Genomic DNA, 13,290 nt, shown 5'->3' on the forward strand with positions numbered 1-13,290 from the left:
CCGACTCTTGCGCTACTTAAAAGATAGCTGTTCGCGCATGAGGGACGGGCGTTATCTCCTGTTTTTATGCAAATTGTTGCAAAGGCACCCGTCAGCGGGCCGCGGCCAGCGCCTGCTGCACCCAGCCGTCAAAGGTCTTCTGGTGTGCCTTGATCCAGCCGTTCACATGGCGTTCGATGTCGGCGGCCTTGTTCTGGCCTCGGCTCATCAGGTGGTTCTGGGCGTTGATGTCGGCCACGGGCAGCTGCATCACTTCGAACAGCTTGGCGGCGGCGGGGTTGGCCTCGGCCCAGGCCTTGTTGGCCACGATCTGCTGCTGGTTCACCACGAAGCCGTAGTTCTTGCCGTTGGGCAGGCGCGTGTCCAGGCCTTTTTGCTCGCCGGGCAGGGAGGAAAAGGGCACTTCCAGCCAGACCACGTCCTTGCCGGGCTTGAGCTCGTTGCTCACCCAATAGGGCGTCCAGGTGTAGTACAGGACGGGCTTGCCTGCGCGGTAGCGCGTGATGGTGTCGGCGATCAGCGCGGAGTAGGTGCCCTGCTGGTGCGTGACGGTGTTGCGCAGGCCGTAGGCGTCCAGGTGGTGCTCGATCATGGCCTCGCAGCCCCAGCCGGGCGTGCAGCCCGTCAGGTCGGCCTTGCCGTCGCCGTTGGTGTCGAACAGCTGGGCAATTTTCGGGTCCTTGAGCTGCTCGACGTTGGTGATGCCATGCGCGTCGGCGGTCTTCTTGTCGATCAGGTAACCCTGCGCCGCGTTGCCCGAGTAGGTGCCGCGCCGGTAGAGCTTCGCGTCGCCGCCGGCGTTCTTGTAATAGTCGGCATGCAGCGGGTTCCAGTGGTCGGCCATGAACGTGGCGTCGCCATTGCCGATGGCGATGTGGGCCGTGGGGTACTCCACCTCCTGGATGGGCTGCACGTCGTAGCCGAGTTTTTCTAGGCCCTTCATGACCAGCAGTGTCTGGAAGGTCTCCTCGGCGATCGAGCTCTTGAGAGGCAGCACCTTCACGCCCTTGCCGGGCAGGGCGGTGGGCTGGGCCAGCGCAGCGGTGGCGCCCAGCGCCAGGCCCAGACCCGCGGCAACCGCGGCCAGCGGCGCGCGCAGGCGGCGGGCGAGGGCGGCGCATGCGCCGGAACGTGCAGTGTGTGTGGGAGAGGTCAGCGACAGAAGAGTCATCCGGGGTTTCCTTTCTGGTGGTGAACGGGAGTGGTGTCAGGCCGCGGAGTTGCGGGGGGTGGCAAGCGGGGCGGCATGCGGCGCGGGCGCTGCGGGCTTGCCGCGCACGGCGCGCAGCACCAGGCCCGCGGGGCCGGTGTGCCACCAGCGCGCACTGGCGCGCCGCGGCTGGCCCATGGCCTGGGTGAGGCGGTCCAGCACGATGGCCAGCAGCACGATCCCCAGGCCGCCCACGGTGGCCAGGCCCATGTCCAGCCGGCCGATGCCGCGCAGCACCATCTGGCCCAGGCCGCCCACGGCGATCATCGAGGCGATGACCACCATCGACAGCGACAGCATCAGCGCCTGGTTGATGCCGGCCATGATCGAGGGCATGGCCAGCGGCAGCTGCACCTTCCACAGCAATTGCAGGGGCGAAGCGCCATAGGCGCGGCTGGCCTCGATCAGATCAGGGCGCACCTGGCGCAGGCCCAGGTTGGTCAGGCGGACCAACGGCGGCAGCGCGAACACGATGGTCACGATCACGCCCGGCACGTTGCCGATGCCGAACAGCATCACCACCGGCACCAGGTACACGAAGGCGGGCGTGGTCTGCATGGCGTCCAGCAGCGGGCGCGTCCAGCGCTGTGCGCGTTCGCTGGCCGCCAGCACGATGCCCATGGGCAGGCCGATGACGACGCAGAACAACAGCGATGTGAGCACCAGCGCCAGCGTCACCATGGCGTCGGGCCAGATGCCCAAGAGCGCCACCAGCCCCAGCGACAGCGCCGCGCCCACGGCCAGGCCGCGGCCGGCGAACTGCCAGGCCAGCAGCGTGACCAGCGCGATGAGCGCGGGCGCGGGCGCGGCCAGCAGCAGGTCGGTCACGCCGGTGAGCGTGGCGTCGATGGGCGCGCGCACCGCCTGGAAGAACGGGCGGAAGTTCTCCACCACCCAATGCAGGCCCTCGTTGATCCAGCCCTGCACGGGCAGGCCGTCCGTGGCGACCTGCTGCCACAGGCCGGCCAGGCCGGCGTCGGGCTCGGGCATCGGCGCCGCCGCGGCGTCAAGCCAGTCCACGCCGGCCGCGGCATCGGCGCCGGCGGTGCCGCCAGCGCCCCACGGATCGGCATCCGCGGGTTGCAGCGCCGTGTCGGCGGCCCAGGGGTCGCTGGCTTGTGCTTGCGCCTGAGCGGGCGCGGCGTCGGCGGGTGCCCAGGGATCGTCGATGGCGGCGGTCTCTTGCGTTGTGTCGTTCATGCGTGTCCTCTCCTTGGGTTGTTCTTAGCGGGGCGCTGCCACCGGCGTGCTGGCTTGCGCCGGGAAGTGGGCGTTGAGCTGGATGGGTGGCACCTCCGCCTGCGGCGGCGGCACGGGCGGCGTGTCGCGGTCCAGGAACTTCATCAGCGTGGTGCGGCTGATCACGCCCTGGTAGATGCCGTCCTCGTCCACCACCGGCAGCGGGCAGGGCGCACTGCCCATGGGGCCGAACAGGTCCGCCACCGGCGTGGAGGCATCCAGCGGCTGGGCATTGGGTAAGAAGGCGTGGTGCAGGCCCAGCGCGCCCTGGCGGCCGTGCAGCGCTTCGCGCAGCGACTGCGACGACACCACGCCCAGCAGGCGCTTGCGGCTGTTGAGCACGTAGGCGTGGTCGCGGTCCGAGTCCTCCAGCAGGCGCAGTGCCGCGCGGCAGCCGCGGTCGTCGTGCTCGGACACCACGGTGAGCGCCTGGCGCGCGATGTCGGCCGCCTTGAACACCGCCGCAGCGTCCACGCCGCGCACGAAGCTGCGTACGTAGTCGTTGGCAGGCGCGCGCAGGATCTCGTCGGGCGTGCCCACCTGCACCACGTGGCCGTCCTTCATGATGGCGATGCGGTCGCCGATGCGCATGGCCTCGTCCAGGTCGTGCGAGATGAAGACGATGGTGCGGCGCTTGATCTGCTGCAGGCGCAGCAGCTCGCTTTGCATCTCGGTGCGGATGATGGGGTCCAGCGCGGAGAACGCCTCGTCCATGAGCAGGATGGACGGGTCGGCTGCCAGCGCGCGCGCCAGCCCCACCCGCTGCTGCATGCCGCCCGAGAGTTCGTCGGGGTAGCTGGCGCCCCAGGCGCCCAGGCCCACCTGCTGCAGCGCCTCCTGCGCTGCCTGCTGGCGCTCGGCACGGGCCACTCCGGCGAGTTCCAGCCCGAAGGCGGCGTTGTCCAGCACCGTCATGTGCGGCATCAGGGCGAACGACTGGAACACCATGCTGACGTCCTTGCGCCGCAGCGCGCGCAACTCGCGGTCGCCCAGACGGTTGATGTCTTGGCCGTCCACCAGGATGCGGCCGCTGGTGGGCTCGATCAGGCGGTTGAGCATGCGCACCAGCGTGGACTTGCCCGAGCCCGACAGGCCCATGACGACGAAGATTTCGCCGGCCTCGATGGTGAAGCTGGCATCGAACACGCCGATGGAATGGCCCGTGCGCTCCAGGATCTGCTGCTTGCTCAGGCCCTGCTGCACCAGGCGCAGCGCTTCCTGCGGCGTGTCGCCGAAGACCTTGAAGACATGGTCGATGATGATTTGCTTGGCCACCGTGTGGGTCCTTCCTCGGTTGTGACGGGTTGAACGGGCCCCTGCCGCACCAATGGCGGCAGGAACGCAAAGGCCAAAGCGGCACACACGACCCCGATGCGGCGTCCCCGCGAGGGCACGCGCGTCGCCAATCGACGGGCGCGGCCTGCAGGGCCGGGAAGAGGGCGGACACGAAAAGTGACCAGATCGGCCCGAATGGCACGCGAACGGTGCGCAAGGGCCTGGGTGCGCGGCGCAAGAGGTCTGGCTGAGGACTTGCGCAGTCACGCGGGTACCGTGCGCCGCGCATTGGCGGCAGGGCACCCTGGGGCATCAGGGGCGAATACTTCGGCCTGTGTGCCAGGGCCGCCAGCAGTGGGAGGCGCGTTGGCACGGGGCGCTCTCGGGCAACGCAGCCACAAAGAGCGAATTACCTGCGTGGCAGGTTGTAAAACACCGTGAAAGTATAGTTATTCGGTATTTTTTAGTCAAAAAACGGGTTTTTTGATTTGTGCTATGTCGCGCGTGGACGGATGGCAGGCTCGCCGATCGCTGCAAAATTAATAGCTGCTCGCGCTTGCTGCATGGGCGCTGGAGGGCTTTTGAAGCAAAAAACCCATGGAGCGCGGGCGCTCCATGGGTTTGCGGGCGATTGGCCGGGTGACCGGCCGCATGCCTCAGTGCTTGTCCTCAGAGGTGTGCAGCAGCCGGTCGGTGAGTGCGATGGCCAGCGCGCTGAACAGGAAAGTGACGTGGATGATGGTCTGCCACATGAGCACCTTCTCGCTGTAGTTGGCGGCGTTGATGAAGGTCTTGAGCAGGTGGATCGAACTGATGCCGATGATCGACAGGCCCAGCTTCACCTTGAGCACCGAGGCGTTCACATGGCCCAGCCACTCGGGCTGGTCGGGGTGGCGGTCCAGGCCAAGGCGGCTCACGAAGGTCTCGTAGCCCCCGACGATCACCATGATGAGCAGGTTGGAGATCATCACCACATCGATCAGCGCCAGCACCACCAGCATGATCACCGTCTCGTTGAGCGAGGTGACGGGCGCGTCCGGCTTGTAGCCGATGCTGGTGATGAGCGCCTGCAGCGCGGCCTCGTGGCCGAAAGCCGCTTCCACCAGGTGCCACAGTTCCAGCAGGAAGTGCCAGACATAGACGCCCTGGGCGGCGATCAGGCCCAGGTACAGGGGCAGTTGCAGCCAGCGGCTGGCAAAGATCAGGGCGGGCAGGGGGCGCAGCGGGGCGTTTGCCATGTGGGCGGAATGGGGGGAAGGGGAAGTCATGGTGACGGGAAATGCGTCGGGAAGGTGAGGCGCGCCATTTTAGGGGCAGCCCGTTTCGCCCCGAAGACATGCCACCGTCAGGCATTTCACGCATGCCAGGGCATGGCGCTGGAGCGCTGCCGTATGCTGTGGCGCTCCGTCAGTGGCCTGTAAGTACCAGGGCTGAAAGTACCACTCAAAATTCTTAGCTTCAGGAGACAAACCCATGAGTGCATCGTCCAATGCCATCGAATCCGTATTGGTGGAGAACCGCGTCTTCCCGCCTGCCGATAGCGTGGTGAAGGCGGCCCGCGTGTCGGGCATGGCCGGCTACGAGGCCCTGTGCGCCGAAGCCAACAAGGATCCCGAGGGCTTCTGGGCGCGCCTGGCGCGCGAGCACCTGCAATGGACCAAGCCGTTCACGCAGACGCTGGACGAGTCCAAGGCGCCGTTCTACCGGTGGTTTGCCGACGGCGAGCTCAACGCCAGTGCCAACTGCCTGGACAAGCACATGGGCACGCCGGTCGAGAACAAGGCCGCCATCCTCTTCGAGGCCGACGACGGCACCGTCACCCAGGTCACTTACCGGCAACTGCTGGAGCGCGTGAGCCAGTTCGCCAATGCCCTGAAGGCGCATGGCGTGCAGCAGGGCGACCGCGTGCTCATCTACATGCCGATGGGCGTGGAAGGCGTGGTGGCCATGCAGGCCTGCGCGCGCATCGGCGCCACGCACAGCGTGGTGTTCGGCGGTTTCTCTGCCAAGGCGCTGAACGAGCGCATCATTGATGCGGGTGCCGTGGCGGTGATCACGGCCAACTACCAATTGCGCGGCGGCAAGGAACTGCCCCTGAAGGCCATCGTGGACGAGGGCCTGTCCATGGGCGGCTGCGACAGCATCAAGAATGTCTTCGTATACCAGCGCACGGCCACGGCCTGCGACATGGTGGCGGGGCGTGACAAGACCTTCTCCGAGATCCTGGCCGGGCAGAGCACCGAATGCCCACCCACGCCCGTGGGCGCGGAGCATCCGCTGTTCATCCTCTACACCAGCGGCTCCACGGGCAAGCCCAAGGGCGTGCAGCACAGCACCGGCGGCTACCTGCTGTGGGCCAAGGTGACGATGGAGTGGACCTTCGACATTCGCCCCGACGACGTGTTCTGGTGCACGGCCGATATCGGCTGGATCACGGGCCACACCTACGTGGCCTACGGTCCGCTGGCTGCGGGTGCCACACAGGTGGTGTTCGAGGGCGTACCCACGTACCCCAACGCCGGGCGCTTCTGGCAGATGATCGAGCGCCACAAGGTCACGGTGTTCTACACGGCGCCCACTGCCATCCGCTCGCTCATCAAGGCGGCCGACTCCGACGAGAGCGTGCACCCCAAGAACTGGGATCTGTCGAGCCTGCGCATCCTGGGCAGCGTGGGCGAGCCCATCAACCCCGAGGCCTGGATGTGGTACTACCGCCATGTGGGCGGCGAGCGCTGTCCCATCGTGGACACGTTCTGGCAGACCGAAAACGGCGGCCACGTCATCACCCCGCTGCCGGGTGCCACGCCGCTCGTGCCGGGTTCGTGCACCTTGCCGCTGCCGGGCATCCAGGCCGCCATCGTCGATGAAACCGGCAAAGACCTGCCCAACGGCGCGGGCGGCATGCTCGTGATCAAGCGGCCCTGGCCCTCGATGATCCGCACCATCTGGGGCGACCCCGAGCGCTTCAAGAAAAGCTACTTCCCCGAAGAGTTGGGGGGCACCACCTACCTGGCCGGCGACGGCGCCGTGCGCAGTGCCGACCGTGGCTACTTCCGCATCACGGGCCGCATCGACGACGTGCTGAACGTGTCGGGCCACCGCATGGGCACGATGGAGATCGAGTCCGCCCTGGTCGCCAAGACGGACCTCGTGGCCGAGGCCGCCGTGGTGGGCCGTCCCGACGACCTGACGGGCGAGGCGATTTGCGCCTTCGTGGTGCTCAAGCGCTCGCGCCCCACGGGCGAGGAGGCCAAGCAGATCGCCACCGAACTGCGCAACTGGGTCGCCAAGGAGATCGGCCCCATCGCCAAGCCCAAGGACATCCGCTTCGGTGACAACCTGCCCAAGACCCGCAGCGGCAAGATCATGCGCCGCCTGCTGCGCTCGATCGCCAAGGGCGAACCCATCACCCAGGACACCAGCACCCTGGAAAACCCCGCAATCCTGGATCAGTTGGCGCAGTCCAACTGATGCAGGAGGCGCCGCAAGGCGCCGGCGCGCAGCGCTTGCGGGGTTGGTCGGCACTCCGATCTGCGCAGCAGATGTGGCGTGTCGGCAAAACCTGCATCGGTGGGCCCAGCCCAGCGGGTGAAGCCGCGAGGCGTCGGCGTCCAGACTTTGCAGACCCAAGCCGCTTCTTGCCAGGCGGCTTTTTCATTTCGGGCGAAGCAGCTTTGAACCCTGGCGTTGTAGGAGCAGGGCGCAAATACCGGGTTGGGCCATGACGGGCATGCCGCCATGGGGTACAACCCGCGCATTGGCCGCACATCCCGTGGGTTGAAAACAGATAGCGGTCCAGCTGGCCATCAGGAGTCCCTTGCATGAAGCTCAAAACCCTCATCCTTTTATTGATCGTCGTGGCCATCGGTGCGTTGGCAGCACTCAATTGGGCGACGCTCTCGGTGCCTACCGTCGTTTCATTGGGCGTGGCCACGGTGCAGGCGCCCCTGGGGCTCATCATGCTGGGGCTGACCGTCCTGCTGGGGGCCTTTTTCTTAGCCTATGTGCTGACGCTGCAGGGCTCTGTGCTCATGGAGACGCGCCGCCATGCCAAGGAGATGGCGGCGCAGCGCGAACTGGCCGACCGGGCGGAGGCATCGCGTTTCACGGAGCTGCGCCAGTTCCTGGAAACCCAGCACCGCACGGGCTACGACGCCCTGATGGCGCGCCTGGACGCGCTGGAGGCGCGCCTGAGCGCGCGGGCGCAGGAATCGGACAACATCACTGCCGCCTACGTGGGACAGTTGGAAGACCAATTGCACCGCCGGGGCGAGCCGAAAGCCGTGCAGCCCGTGCCGCCGGTGCGCACGGAGCCGGAACTCAGGCTCTGACGGCCCTTGCGCCATAAAAAAGGCCGCAGGGCGTGAGCGCTGCGGCCTTTTTGCAGGGCGCGCCGCGAAGGCGCTTTCCCCTCTGGATTACTTGAGCGACAGGACCCAGGTCGCCAGCTTCTTGGCGTCGGCGGCGTTCACCTGGGCGTTGGCGGGCATGGGCACGGGGCCCCACACGCCGGAACTTCCCTTCATGATCTTCTCGGCCAGTTTGTCTGCGGCGCCTGCTTGGCCCGCGTATTTGGCGGCAACGTCCTTGTAGGACGGACCCACCAGCTTCTTGTCCACGGCGTGGCAAGCCATGCAGTTCTTGGAGGTTGCCAGGGCCTGGTCGGCGAATGCAGGGGCTGCAACCGACAGCGTCATGGCGAGGGTGATCAGTGTGCGCTTCATCGCGGGGTTTCCTCTAGGGTTGGGGTACATTTAGCCTTCAATGGGATTGTAGTGTTCGCCGTTGACGGGCTCCAGGCCAAAGCTCGCGCGGCACCAAAGGATGTGACCATGTATGCGCTGCTTTTAGGCATCTTGTTGATACTTCTCAAATATCTGGAGATCGGCCCTGTGGCGAATTGGTCATGGTGGTGGGTGTTGTCTCCTTTTGCGGTAGCTGCGGCCTGGTGGGCCTGGGCGGATGCCACCGGCTACACCAAGCGCAAGGCCATGGAAAAGATGGACCAGCGCCGCAAGGACCGCATCAACAAACAGAAGGAATCCATGGGCATGGGTCCGCGCCGACCGCGCTGAGGGCTTCTTCCCTGTCCAGACAACCCGCAGCGGTGCACGCGCCCTGCGGGTTTTTCTTGGGCGGTGCTGGCGCAGCAATGATCCTGTTTTGATAGCTGCTGGCGCTTATTGGATAAGCGTTTTCGGCATTTTTCATGAAAAGTCATCCAGCACCGCACCCTTGCTGGCGCTGGAGGCGTTGAAGGCAAACTTGGCCTGCACGCCCCGCATGTAGCGCGGCGTGGGTGGCTGCCAGGCGGCGCGGCGCTGTGCCAGCGTGGCGTCGTCCACGTGCAGTTGCAGCAGCAGTTGGTGGGCGTCGATGGTGATCGTGTCGCCCTCCTGCACCAGCGCAATAGTGCCCCCCGCAGCCGCCTCGGGCGCGACGTGGCCCACCACCATGCCCCAGGTGCCGCCCGAGAAGCGCCCGTCGGTGATCAAGCCCACGCTCTCGCCCAGGCCCGCACCGATCAGCGCGCCCGTGGGGGCCAGCATCTCCGGCATGCCCGGGCCACCCTTGGGGCCGAGGTAGCGCAACACCATCACGTCGCCCGCGACGATCCTGCCGTCCAGGATGGCCTGCAGCGCCGATTGCTCGTCGTCGAACACACGCGCGGGCCCGGTGATGACGGGGTTCTTCAGCCCGGTGATCTTGGCCACGGCGCCCTCGGGACTCAGGTTGCCCTTGAGGATGGCGAGGTGCCCCTCGCGGTACAGCGCCTTGTCGATCGGGCGAATCACGTCCTGGTCCGGCCGTGGCGCGTCGGGTACGTCGGCCAGGGTTTCGGCGATGGTTTTGCCGGTGATGGTCATGCAGTCGCCGTGCAACAGGCCGGCATTCAGCAGCACCTTCATCACCTGGGGAATGCCGCCCGCGCGGTGCAGGTCGACGGCCAGGTACCGGCCGCTGGGCTTGAGGTCGCAGATCACTGGGACCTTCTTGCGCATGCGCTCGAAGTCGTCGATGGACCACTCCACACCCGCCGCGTGCGCGATCGCCAGGAAGTGCAGCACCGCGTTGGTGGAGCCGCCCGTGGCCATGATCACGGCCACGGCGTTCTCGATGGCTTTGCGCGTGACGATGTCGCGTGGCTTCAAATCCTTGCGGATGGCCTCGATCAGCACCCGGGCGGATTCGCGGGCCGAGTTCATTTTCTCGTCGTGCGGATTGGCCATGGTGGAGGAGTAGGGCAGGCTCATGCCCAGCGCCTCGAAGGCCGAGGACATGGTGTTGGCCGTGTACATGCCGCCGCACGAACCCGTGCCCGGGATGGCGTGCTGCTCGATGTCCTTGAGTTCCTGGTCGGTCATCCTGCCTGCCGCGTTCTGGCCCACGGCTTCGAACACGCTCACGATGTTCAGGTCCTGCCCCTGCCAGCGGCCCGGCAGGATGGTACCGCCATACACGTAGATCGCCGGCACGTTGGCGCGCAGCATGCCCATCAGGCCGCCGGGCATGTTCTTGTCGCAGCCGCCGATCACGACCACGCCGTCCATCCACTGGCCCTGCACGCAGGTCTCGACGCAGTCGGCAATCACCTCGCGGCTCACCAGGCTGTACTTCATGCCCTCGGTACCCATGGCCATGCCGTCGCTGATGGTGGGCGTGCCGAAGACCTGGGCGTTGCCACCCGCTTCCTCGATGCCTGCGATGGCCGCGTCGGCCAGGCGTTGCAGGCCGCTGTTGCAGGGCGTGATGGTGCTGTGCCCGTTGGCCACGCCCACCATGGGCTTGGCGAAGTCGCCCTCTTGGTAGCCCATGCCGTAGAACATGGAGCGGTTGGGCGCGCGCGCCTTGCCCTGGGTGATGTGGGCGGAGCGGCGGTTCAGCGGCAGCGGGTCGGTCATGGCGGTCCGTCCTGGCGCAGTGGAGGTGGCGGGTAGTTTGGTCGCCGGCGCCCCGGCTGTCCAGCGCCGGGCCTGATGCCGGCGCGGGTTGCGGGCGTGCGACATAATCAAACGGTTTTGCCCATGGCGGGGCTCAAGAGGCCTGCGCCGCGGCGCGCGCCGGCCCCCAAGCGCACGGGCCACAGATTCCCTACAAGCCCATCCTTTCCCGCAACCACGATGCCCGCATACCGTTCCAAGACCTCCACCGCCGGCCGCAACATGGCAGGGGCCCGCTCCCTGTGGCGCGCCACCGGCATGAAAGACGCCGATTTCTCCAAGCCCATCATCGCGGTGGTCAACTCGTTCACCCAGTTCGTGCCCGGCCATGTGCACCTGAAGGACCTGGGCCAGCTCGTGGCGCGCGAGATCGAGGCCGCCGGCGGCGTGGCCAAGGAGTTCAACACCATCGCCGTGGATGACGGCATCGCCATGGGCCACGACGGCATGCTGTATTCGCTGCCCAGCCGCGACATCATTGCCGACAGCGTGGAATACATGGTGAACGCGCACTGTGCCGACGCCATGGTCTGCATCAGCAACTGCGACAAGATCACCCCCGGCATGCTCATGGCCGCCATGCGGCTGAACATCCCGGTGATCTTCGTCTCCGGCGGCCCCATGGAGGCCGGCAAGGTGCAGCAGACCGTGCCCGGCACCAGCACCATCCAGATCAAGAAGCTGGACCTGATCGACGCCATGGTGATGGCCGCCGACGACAAGGTGAGCGACGCCGACCTGGCCGAGGCCGAGCGCAATGCCTGCCCCACATGCGGCTCCTGCTCGGGCATGTTCACCGCCAACTCCATGAACTGCCTGACCGAGGCGCTGGGCCTGTCCCTGCCCGGCAACGGCACCGTGGTGGCCACGCACGCCGACCGCGAGCAGCTGTTCAAGCGCGCGGGCCGGCGCATCGTGGAGCTGGCGCGCCAGCACTATGAGCAGGACGATGAGCGCATCCTGCCGCGCTCGGTCGGCTTCAAGGCCTTCGAGAACGCGATGACGCTGGACATCGCCATGGGCGGCTCCACCAACACCATCCTGCACCTGCTGGCCATTGCGCAGGAGGCTGGCATCGACTTCAGCATGGCCGACATCGACCGCCTGTCGCGCAGCGTGCCGCAGCTGTGCAAGGTGGCACCCAACACCGACAAGTACCACATCGAGGACGTGCACCGCGCCGGCGGCATCTTCGCCATCCTGGGCGAGCTGGAGCGTGCGGGCAAGCTGCACAGCGACGTGCCCACCATCCACGCGCCCACGCTGGGCGAGGCGCTGGCGCAGTGGGATGTGACGCGCACGCAGGACGAAGCCGTCCAGACGTTCTACAAGGCCGGCCCCGGCGGCGTGCCCACGCAGGTCGCCTTCAGCCAGAGCGTGCGCTGGCCCAGCCTGGACCTGGACCGCGCCGCGGGCTGTATCCGCTCCGCGGAGCACGCCTTCAGCAAGGAAGGCGGCCTGGCGGTGCTCACCGGCAACATCGCCAAGGACGGCTGCGTGGTCAAGACCGCGGGCGTTCATGAATCCATCCTGGTCTTCGAAGGCCCGGCGCATGTGGTCGAAAGCCAGGACGAGGCGGTGGAGAACATCCTGGCCGACAAAGTGAAGGCCGGCGACGTGGTGGTGGTGCGCTACGAGGGCCCCAAGGGCGGCCCCGGCATGCAGGAAATGCTCTACCCCACGAGCTACATCAAGTCCAAGGGCCTGGGCAAGGCCTGCGCGCTGCTGACCGACGGGCGCTTCTCTGGCGGCACCTCGGGCCTGTCCATCGGCCACTGCTCGCCCGAGGCGGCTGCCGGCGGCGCGATCGGCCTGGTGCGCGACGGCGACCGCATCCGCATCGACATTCCCAACCGCACCATCAACGTACTGGTGAGCGACGAGGAGTTGGCCCAGCGCCGCGCCGAGCAGGACGCCAAGGGCTGGAAGCCCACCCAGCCACGTCCGCGCAAGGTCTCGGCCGCGCTCAAGGCCTATGCCAAGCTCGTGACGTCGGCCGACAAGGGCGCCGTGCGCGACGTGTCGCTGCTGGACTGACGTAGTGTGGTGCACGCCCATGCCGGGCGTGCGCTCCTGATTTATGAGCTGCTCGCGCTGGACGGACGCGATTTACAGGTGCGTTTGAGCTTCAAATGGCCACGCTGCCAGCGCCAACAGCTCTTTTTGTTGTAGCAACGGAATGCCATCGCCCATGAACGAGTTCCAGCAACGCATCGCAGCCAGCTTCGCGGCACAAGGTTTGATGGCCACCCTCGGCGCCCGCCTGGCGCTGGTGGTGGAGGGTGAGGTGCATATCGAGATGCCGTTTTCCACCCACCTGTCGCAGCAGCAGGGCTTCGTGCACGCGGGGGCCATCACCAGCATCGTGGACAGCGCCTGCGGCTACGCGGCGCTGACCCGCTCGCCCCCCGGCTGCGAGATCGTCACGGCGGAATTCAAGACCAACTTCATGCGGCCCGCCATGGGGACGCGCTTCCTGGCCGTGGGCAAGGTGCAAAACGCCGGGCGCATGCTCACCGTGTGCACCGGCGAAGTGCGCGCGTACACGGGCGATGGGCCCGACTACAAGGTGGTGGCGTTGATGCAGGCCACCATGGTCAACGTGCCGGCCGGCGCCTGAGAGCG

11 protein-coding genes are annotated in these 13,290 nt (G+C 66.9%); 5 read left to right on the plus strand and 6 right to left on the minus strand.

What is annotated here, in order from left to right:
* Nucleotides 1-91: 91 nt before the first annotated feature.
* From proX to I3K84_RS17835, 4 genes are all read right to left on the minus strand, one after another.
* The gene (gene proX, locus I3K84_RS17820; RefSeq protein ID WP_231403361.1) at nucleotides 92-1,171 is read right to left on the minus strand and encodes a glycine betaine/L-proline ABC transporter substrate-binding protein ProX; all 1,080 of its coding nucleotides are present in this window, start codon (nucleotides 1,169-1,171) and stop codon (nucleotides 92-94) included.
* A gap of 36 nt (nucleotides 1,172-1,207) precedes the next feature.
* Nucleotides 1,208-2,410, minus strand: coding sequence for a glycine betaine/L-proline ABC transporter permease ProW (gene proW / locus I3K84_RS17825; protein ID WP_196995095.1), 1,203 nt, complete (start codon nucleotides 2,408-2,410; stop codon nucleotides 1,208-1,210).
* Between the two features lie 24 nt (nucleotides 2,411-2,434).
* Nucleotides 2,435-3,724, minus strand: coding sequence for a glycine betaine/L-proline ABC transporter ATP-binding protein ProV (gene proV / locus I3K84_RS17830; RefSeq protein ID WP_196995096.1), 1,290 nt, complete (start codon nucleotides 3,722-3,724; stop codon nucleotides 2,435-2,437).
* A gap of 656 nt (nucleotides 3,725-4,380) precedes the next feature.
* Nucleotides 4,381-4,992 carry a TIGR00645 family protein gene (locus tag I3K84_RS17835; RefSeq protein ID WP_011804501.1) on the minus strand — a complete coding sequence of 204 codons (612 nt, stop codon included), beginning with the start codon at nucleotides 4,990-4,992 and terminating at the stop codon, nucleotides 4,381-4,383.
* A gap of 205 nt (nucleotides 4,993-5,197) precedes the next feature.
* On the opposite strand from I3K84_RS17835, the gene acs reads away from it, so the two are divergent.
* Nucleotides 5,198-7,195 (plus strand): acetate--CoA ligase, encoded by a 1,998-nt coding sequence (gene acs, locus I3K84_RS17840; protein WP_011804502.1) that lies wholly within the window; start codon nucleotides 5,198-5,200, stop codon nucleotides 7,193-7,195.
* Between the two features lie 350 nt (nucleotides 7,196-7,545).
* Nucleotides 7,546-8,055, plus strand: coding sequence for a hypothetical protein (locus I3K84_RS17845; protein WP_011804503.1), 510 nt, complete (start codon nucleotides 7,546-7,548; stop codon nucleotides 8,053-8,055).
* A gap of 87 nt (nucleotides 8,056-8,142) precedes the next feature.
* Here I3K84_RS17845 and I3K84_RS17850 read toward each other — a convergent pair whose 3' ends face one another.
* The gene (locus I3K84_RS17850) at nucleotides 8,143-8,448 is read right to left on the minus strand and encodes a c-type cytochrome (protein WP_011804504.1); all 306 of its coding nucleotides are present in this window, start codon (nucleotides 8,446-8,448) and stop codon (nucleotides 8,143-8,145) included.
* A 108-nt stretch (nucleotides 8,449-8,556) separates the two neighbouring features.
* Between I3K84_RS17850 and I3K84_RS17855 the strand changes: the two genes are divergently transcribed.
* A complete protein-coding gene (locus tag I3K84_RS17855) occupies nucleotides 8,557-8,799 on the plus strand; it encodes a TIGR04438 family Trp-rich protein (RefSeq protein WP_011804505.1) in 243 nt (80 codons plus the stop codon).
* A 132-nt stretch (nucleotides 8,800-8,931) separates the two neighbouring features.
* On the opposite strand, the gene ilvD (I3K84_RS17860) is transcribed toward I3K84_RS17855, so the two are convergent.
* Nucleotides 8,932-10,626: a dihydroxy-acid dehydratase gene (gene ilvD, locus I3K84_RS17860; protein WP_196995097.1), complete on the minus strand. Its 1,695-nt coding sequence runs from the start codon at nucleotides 10,624-10,626 to the stop codon at nucleotides 8,932-8,934.
* Nucleotides 10,627-10,845: 219 nt separating this feature from the next.
* On the opposite strand from ilvD (I3K84_RS17860), the gene ilvD (I3K84_RS17865) reads away from it, so the two are divergent.
* Together ilvD (I3K84_RS17865) and I3K84_RS17870 are read left to right on the plus strand one after the other, a co-directional pair.
* Nucleotides 10,846-12,702 (plus strand): dihydroxy-acid dehydratase, encoded by a 1,857-nt coding sequence (gene ilvD, locus I3K84_RS17865; protein ID WP_196995098.1) that lies wholly within the window; start codon nucleotides 10,846-10,848, stop codon nucleotides 12,700-12,702.
* A gap of 154 nt (nucleotides 12,703-12,856) precedes the next feature.
* Entirely contained in the window at nucleotides 12,857-13,285 is a 429-nt protein-coding gene (locus I3K84_RS17870; protein ID WP_015912712.1) for a PaaI family thioesterase, read from the plus strand.
* Nucleotides 13,286-13,290: the final 5 nt, after the last annotated feature.

It is taken from the genome of Diaphorobacter sp. JS3051, from assembly GCF_015832135.1.
Lineage (GTDB): Bacteria > Pseudomonadota > Gammaproteobacteria > Burkholderiales > Burkholderiaceae_C > Diaphorobacter > Diaphorobacter nitroreducens.

Excerpts from the sequence above, each read along its gene's own strand:
- ilvD (WP_196995098.1), top strand. The coding sequence starts at position 10,846 with ATGCCCGCATACCGTTCCAAGACCTCCACCGCCGGCCGCAACATGGCA.
- acs (WP_011804502.1), top strand. The coding sequence starts at position 5,198 with ATGAGTGCATCGTCCAATGCCATCGAATCCGTATTGGTGGAGAACCGC.
- ilvD (WP_196995097.1), bottom strand. The coding sequence starts at position 10,626 with ATGACCGACCCGCTGCCGCTGAACCGCCGCTCCGCCCACATCACCCAG.
- I3K84_RS17855 (WP_011804505.1), top strand. The coding sequence starts at position 8,557 with ATGTATGCGCTGCTTTTAGGCATCTTGTTGATACTTCTCAAATATCTG.
- I3K84_RS17845 (WP_011804503.1), top strand. The coding sequence starts at position 7,546 with ATGAAGCTCAAAACCCTCATCCTTTTATTGATCGTCGTGGCCATCGGT.
- proW (WP_196995095.1), bottom strand. The coding sequence starts at position 2,410 with ATGAACGACACAACGCAAGAGACCGCCGCCATCGACGATCCCTGGGCA.
- proX (WP_231403361.1), bottom strand. The coding sequence starts at position 1,171 with ATGACTCTTCTGTCGCTGACCTCTCCCACACACACTGCACGTTCCGGC.
- I3K84_RS17835 (WP_011804501.1), bottom strand. The coding sequence starts at position 4,992 with ATGACTTCCCCTTCCCCCCATTCCGCCCACATGGCAAACGCCCCGCTG.
- I3K84_RS17870 (WP_015912712.1), top strand. The coding sequence starts at position 12,857 with ATGAACGAGTTCCAGCAACGCATCGCAGCCAGCTTCGCGGCACAAGGT.
- I3K84_RS17850 (WP_011804504.1), bottom strand. The coding sequence starts at position 8,448 with ATGAAGCGCACACTGATCACCCTCGCCATGACGCTGTCGGTTGCAGCC.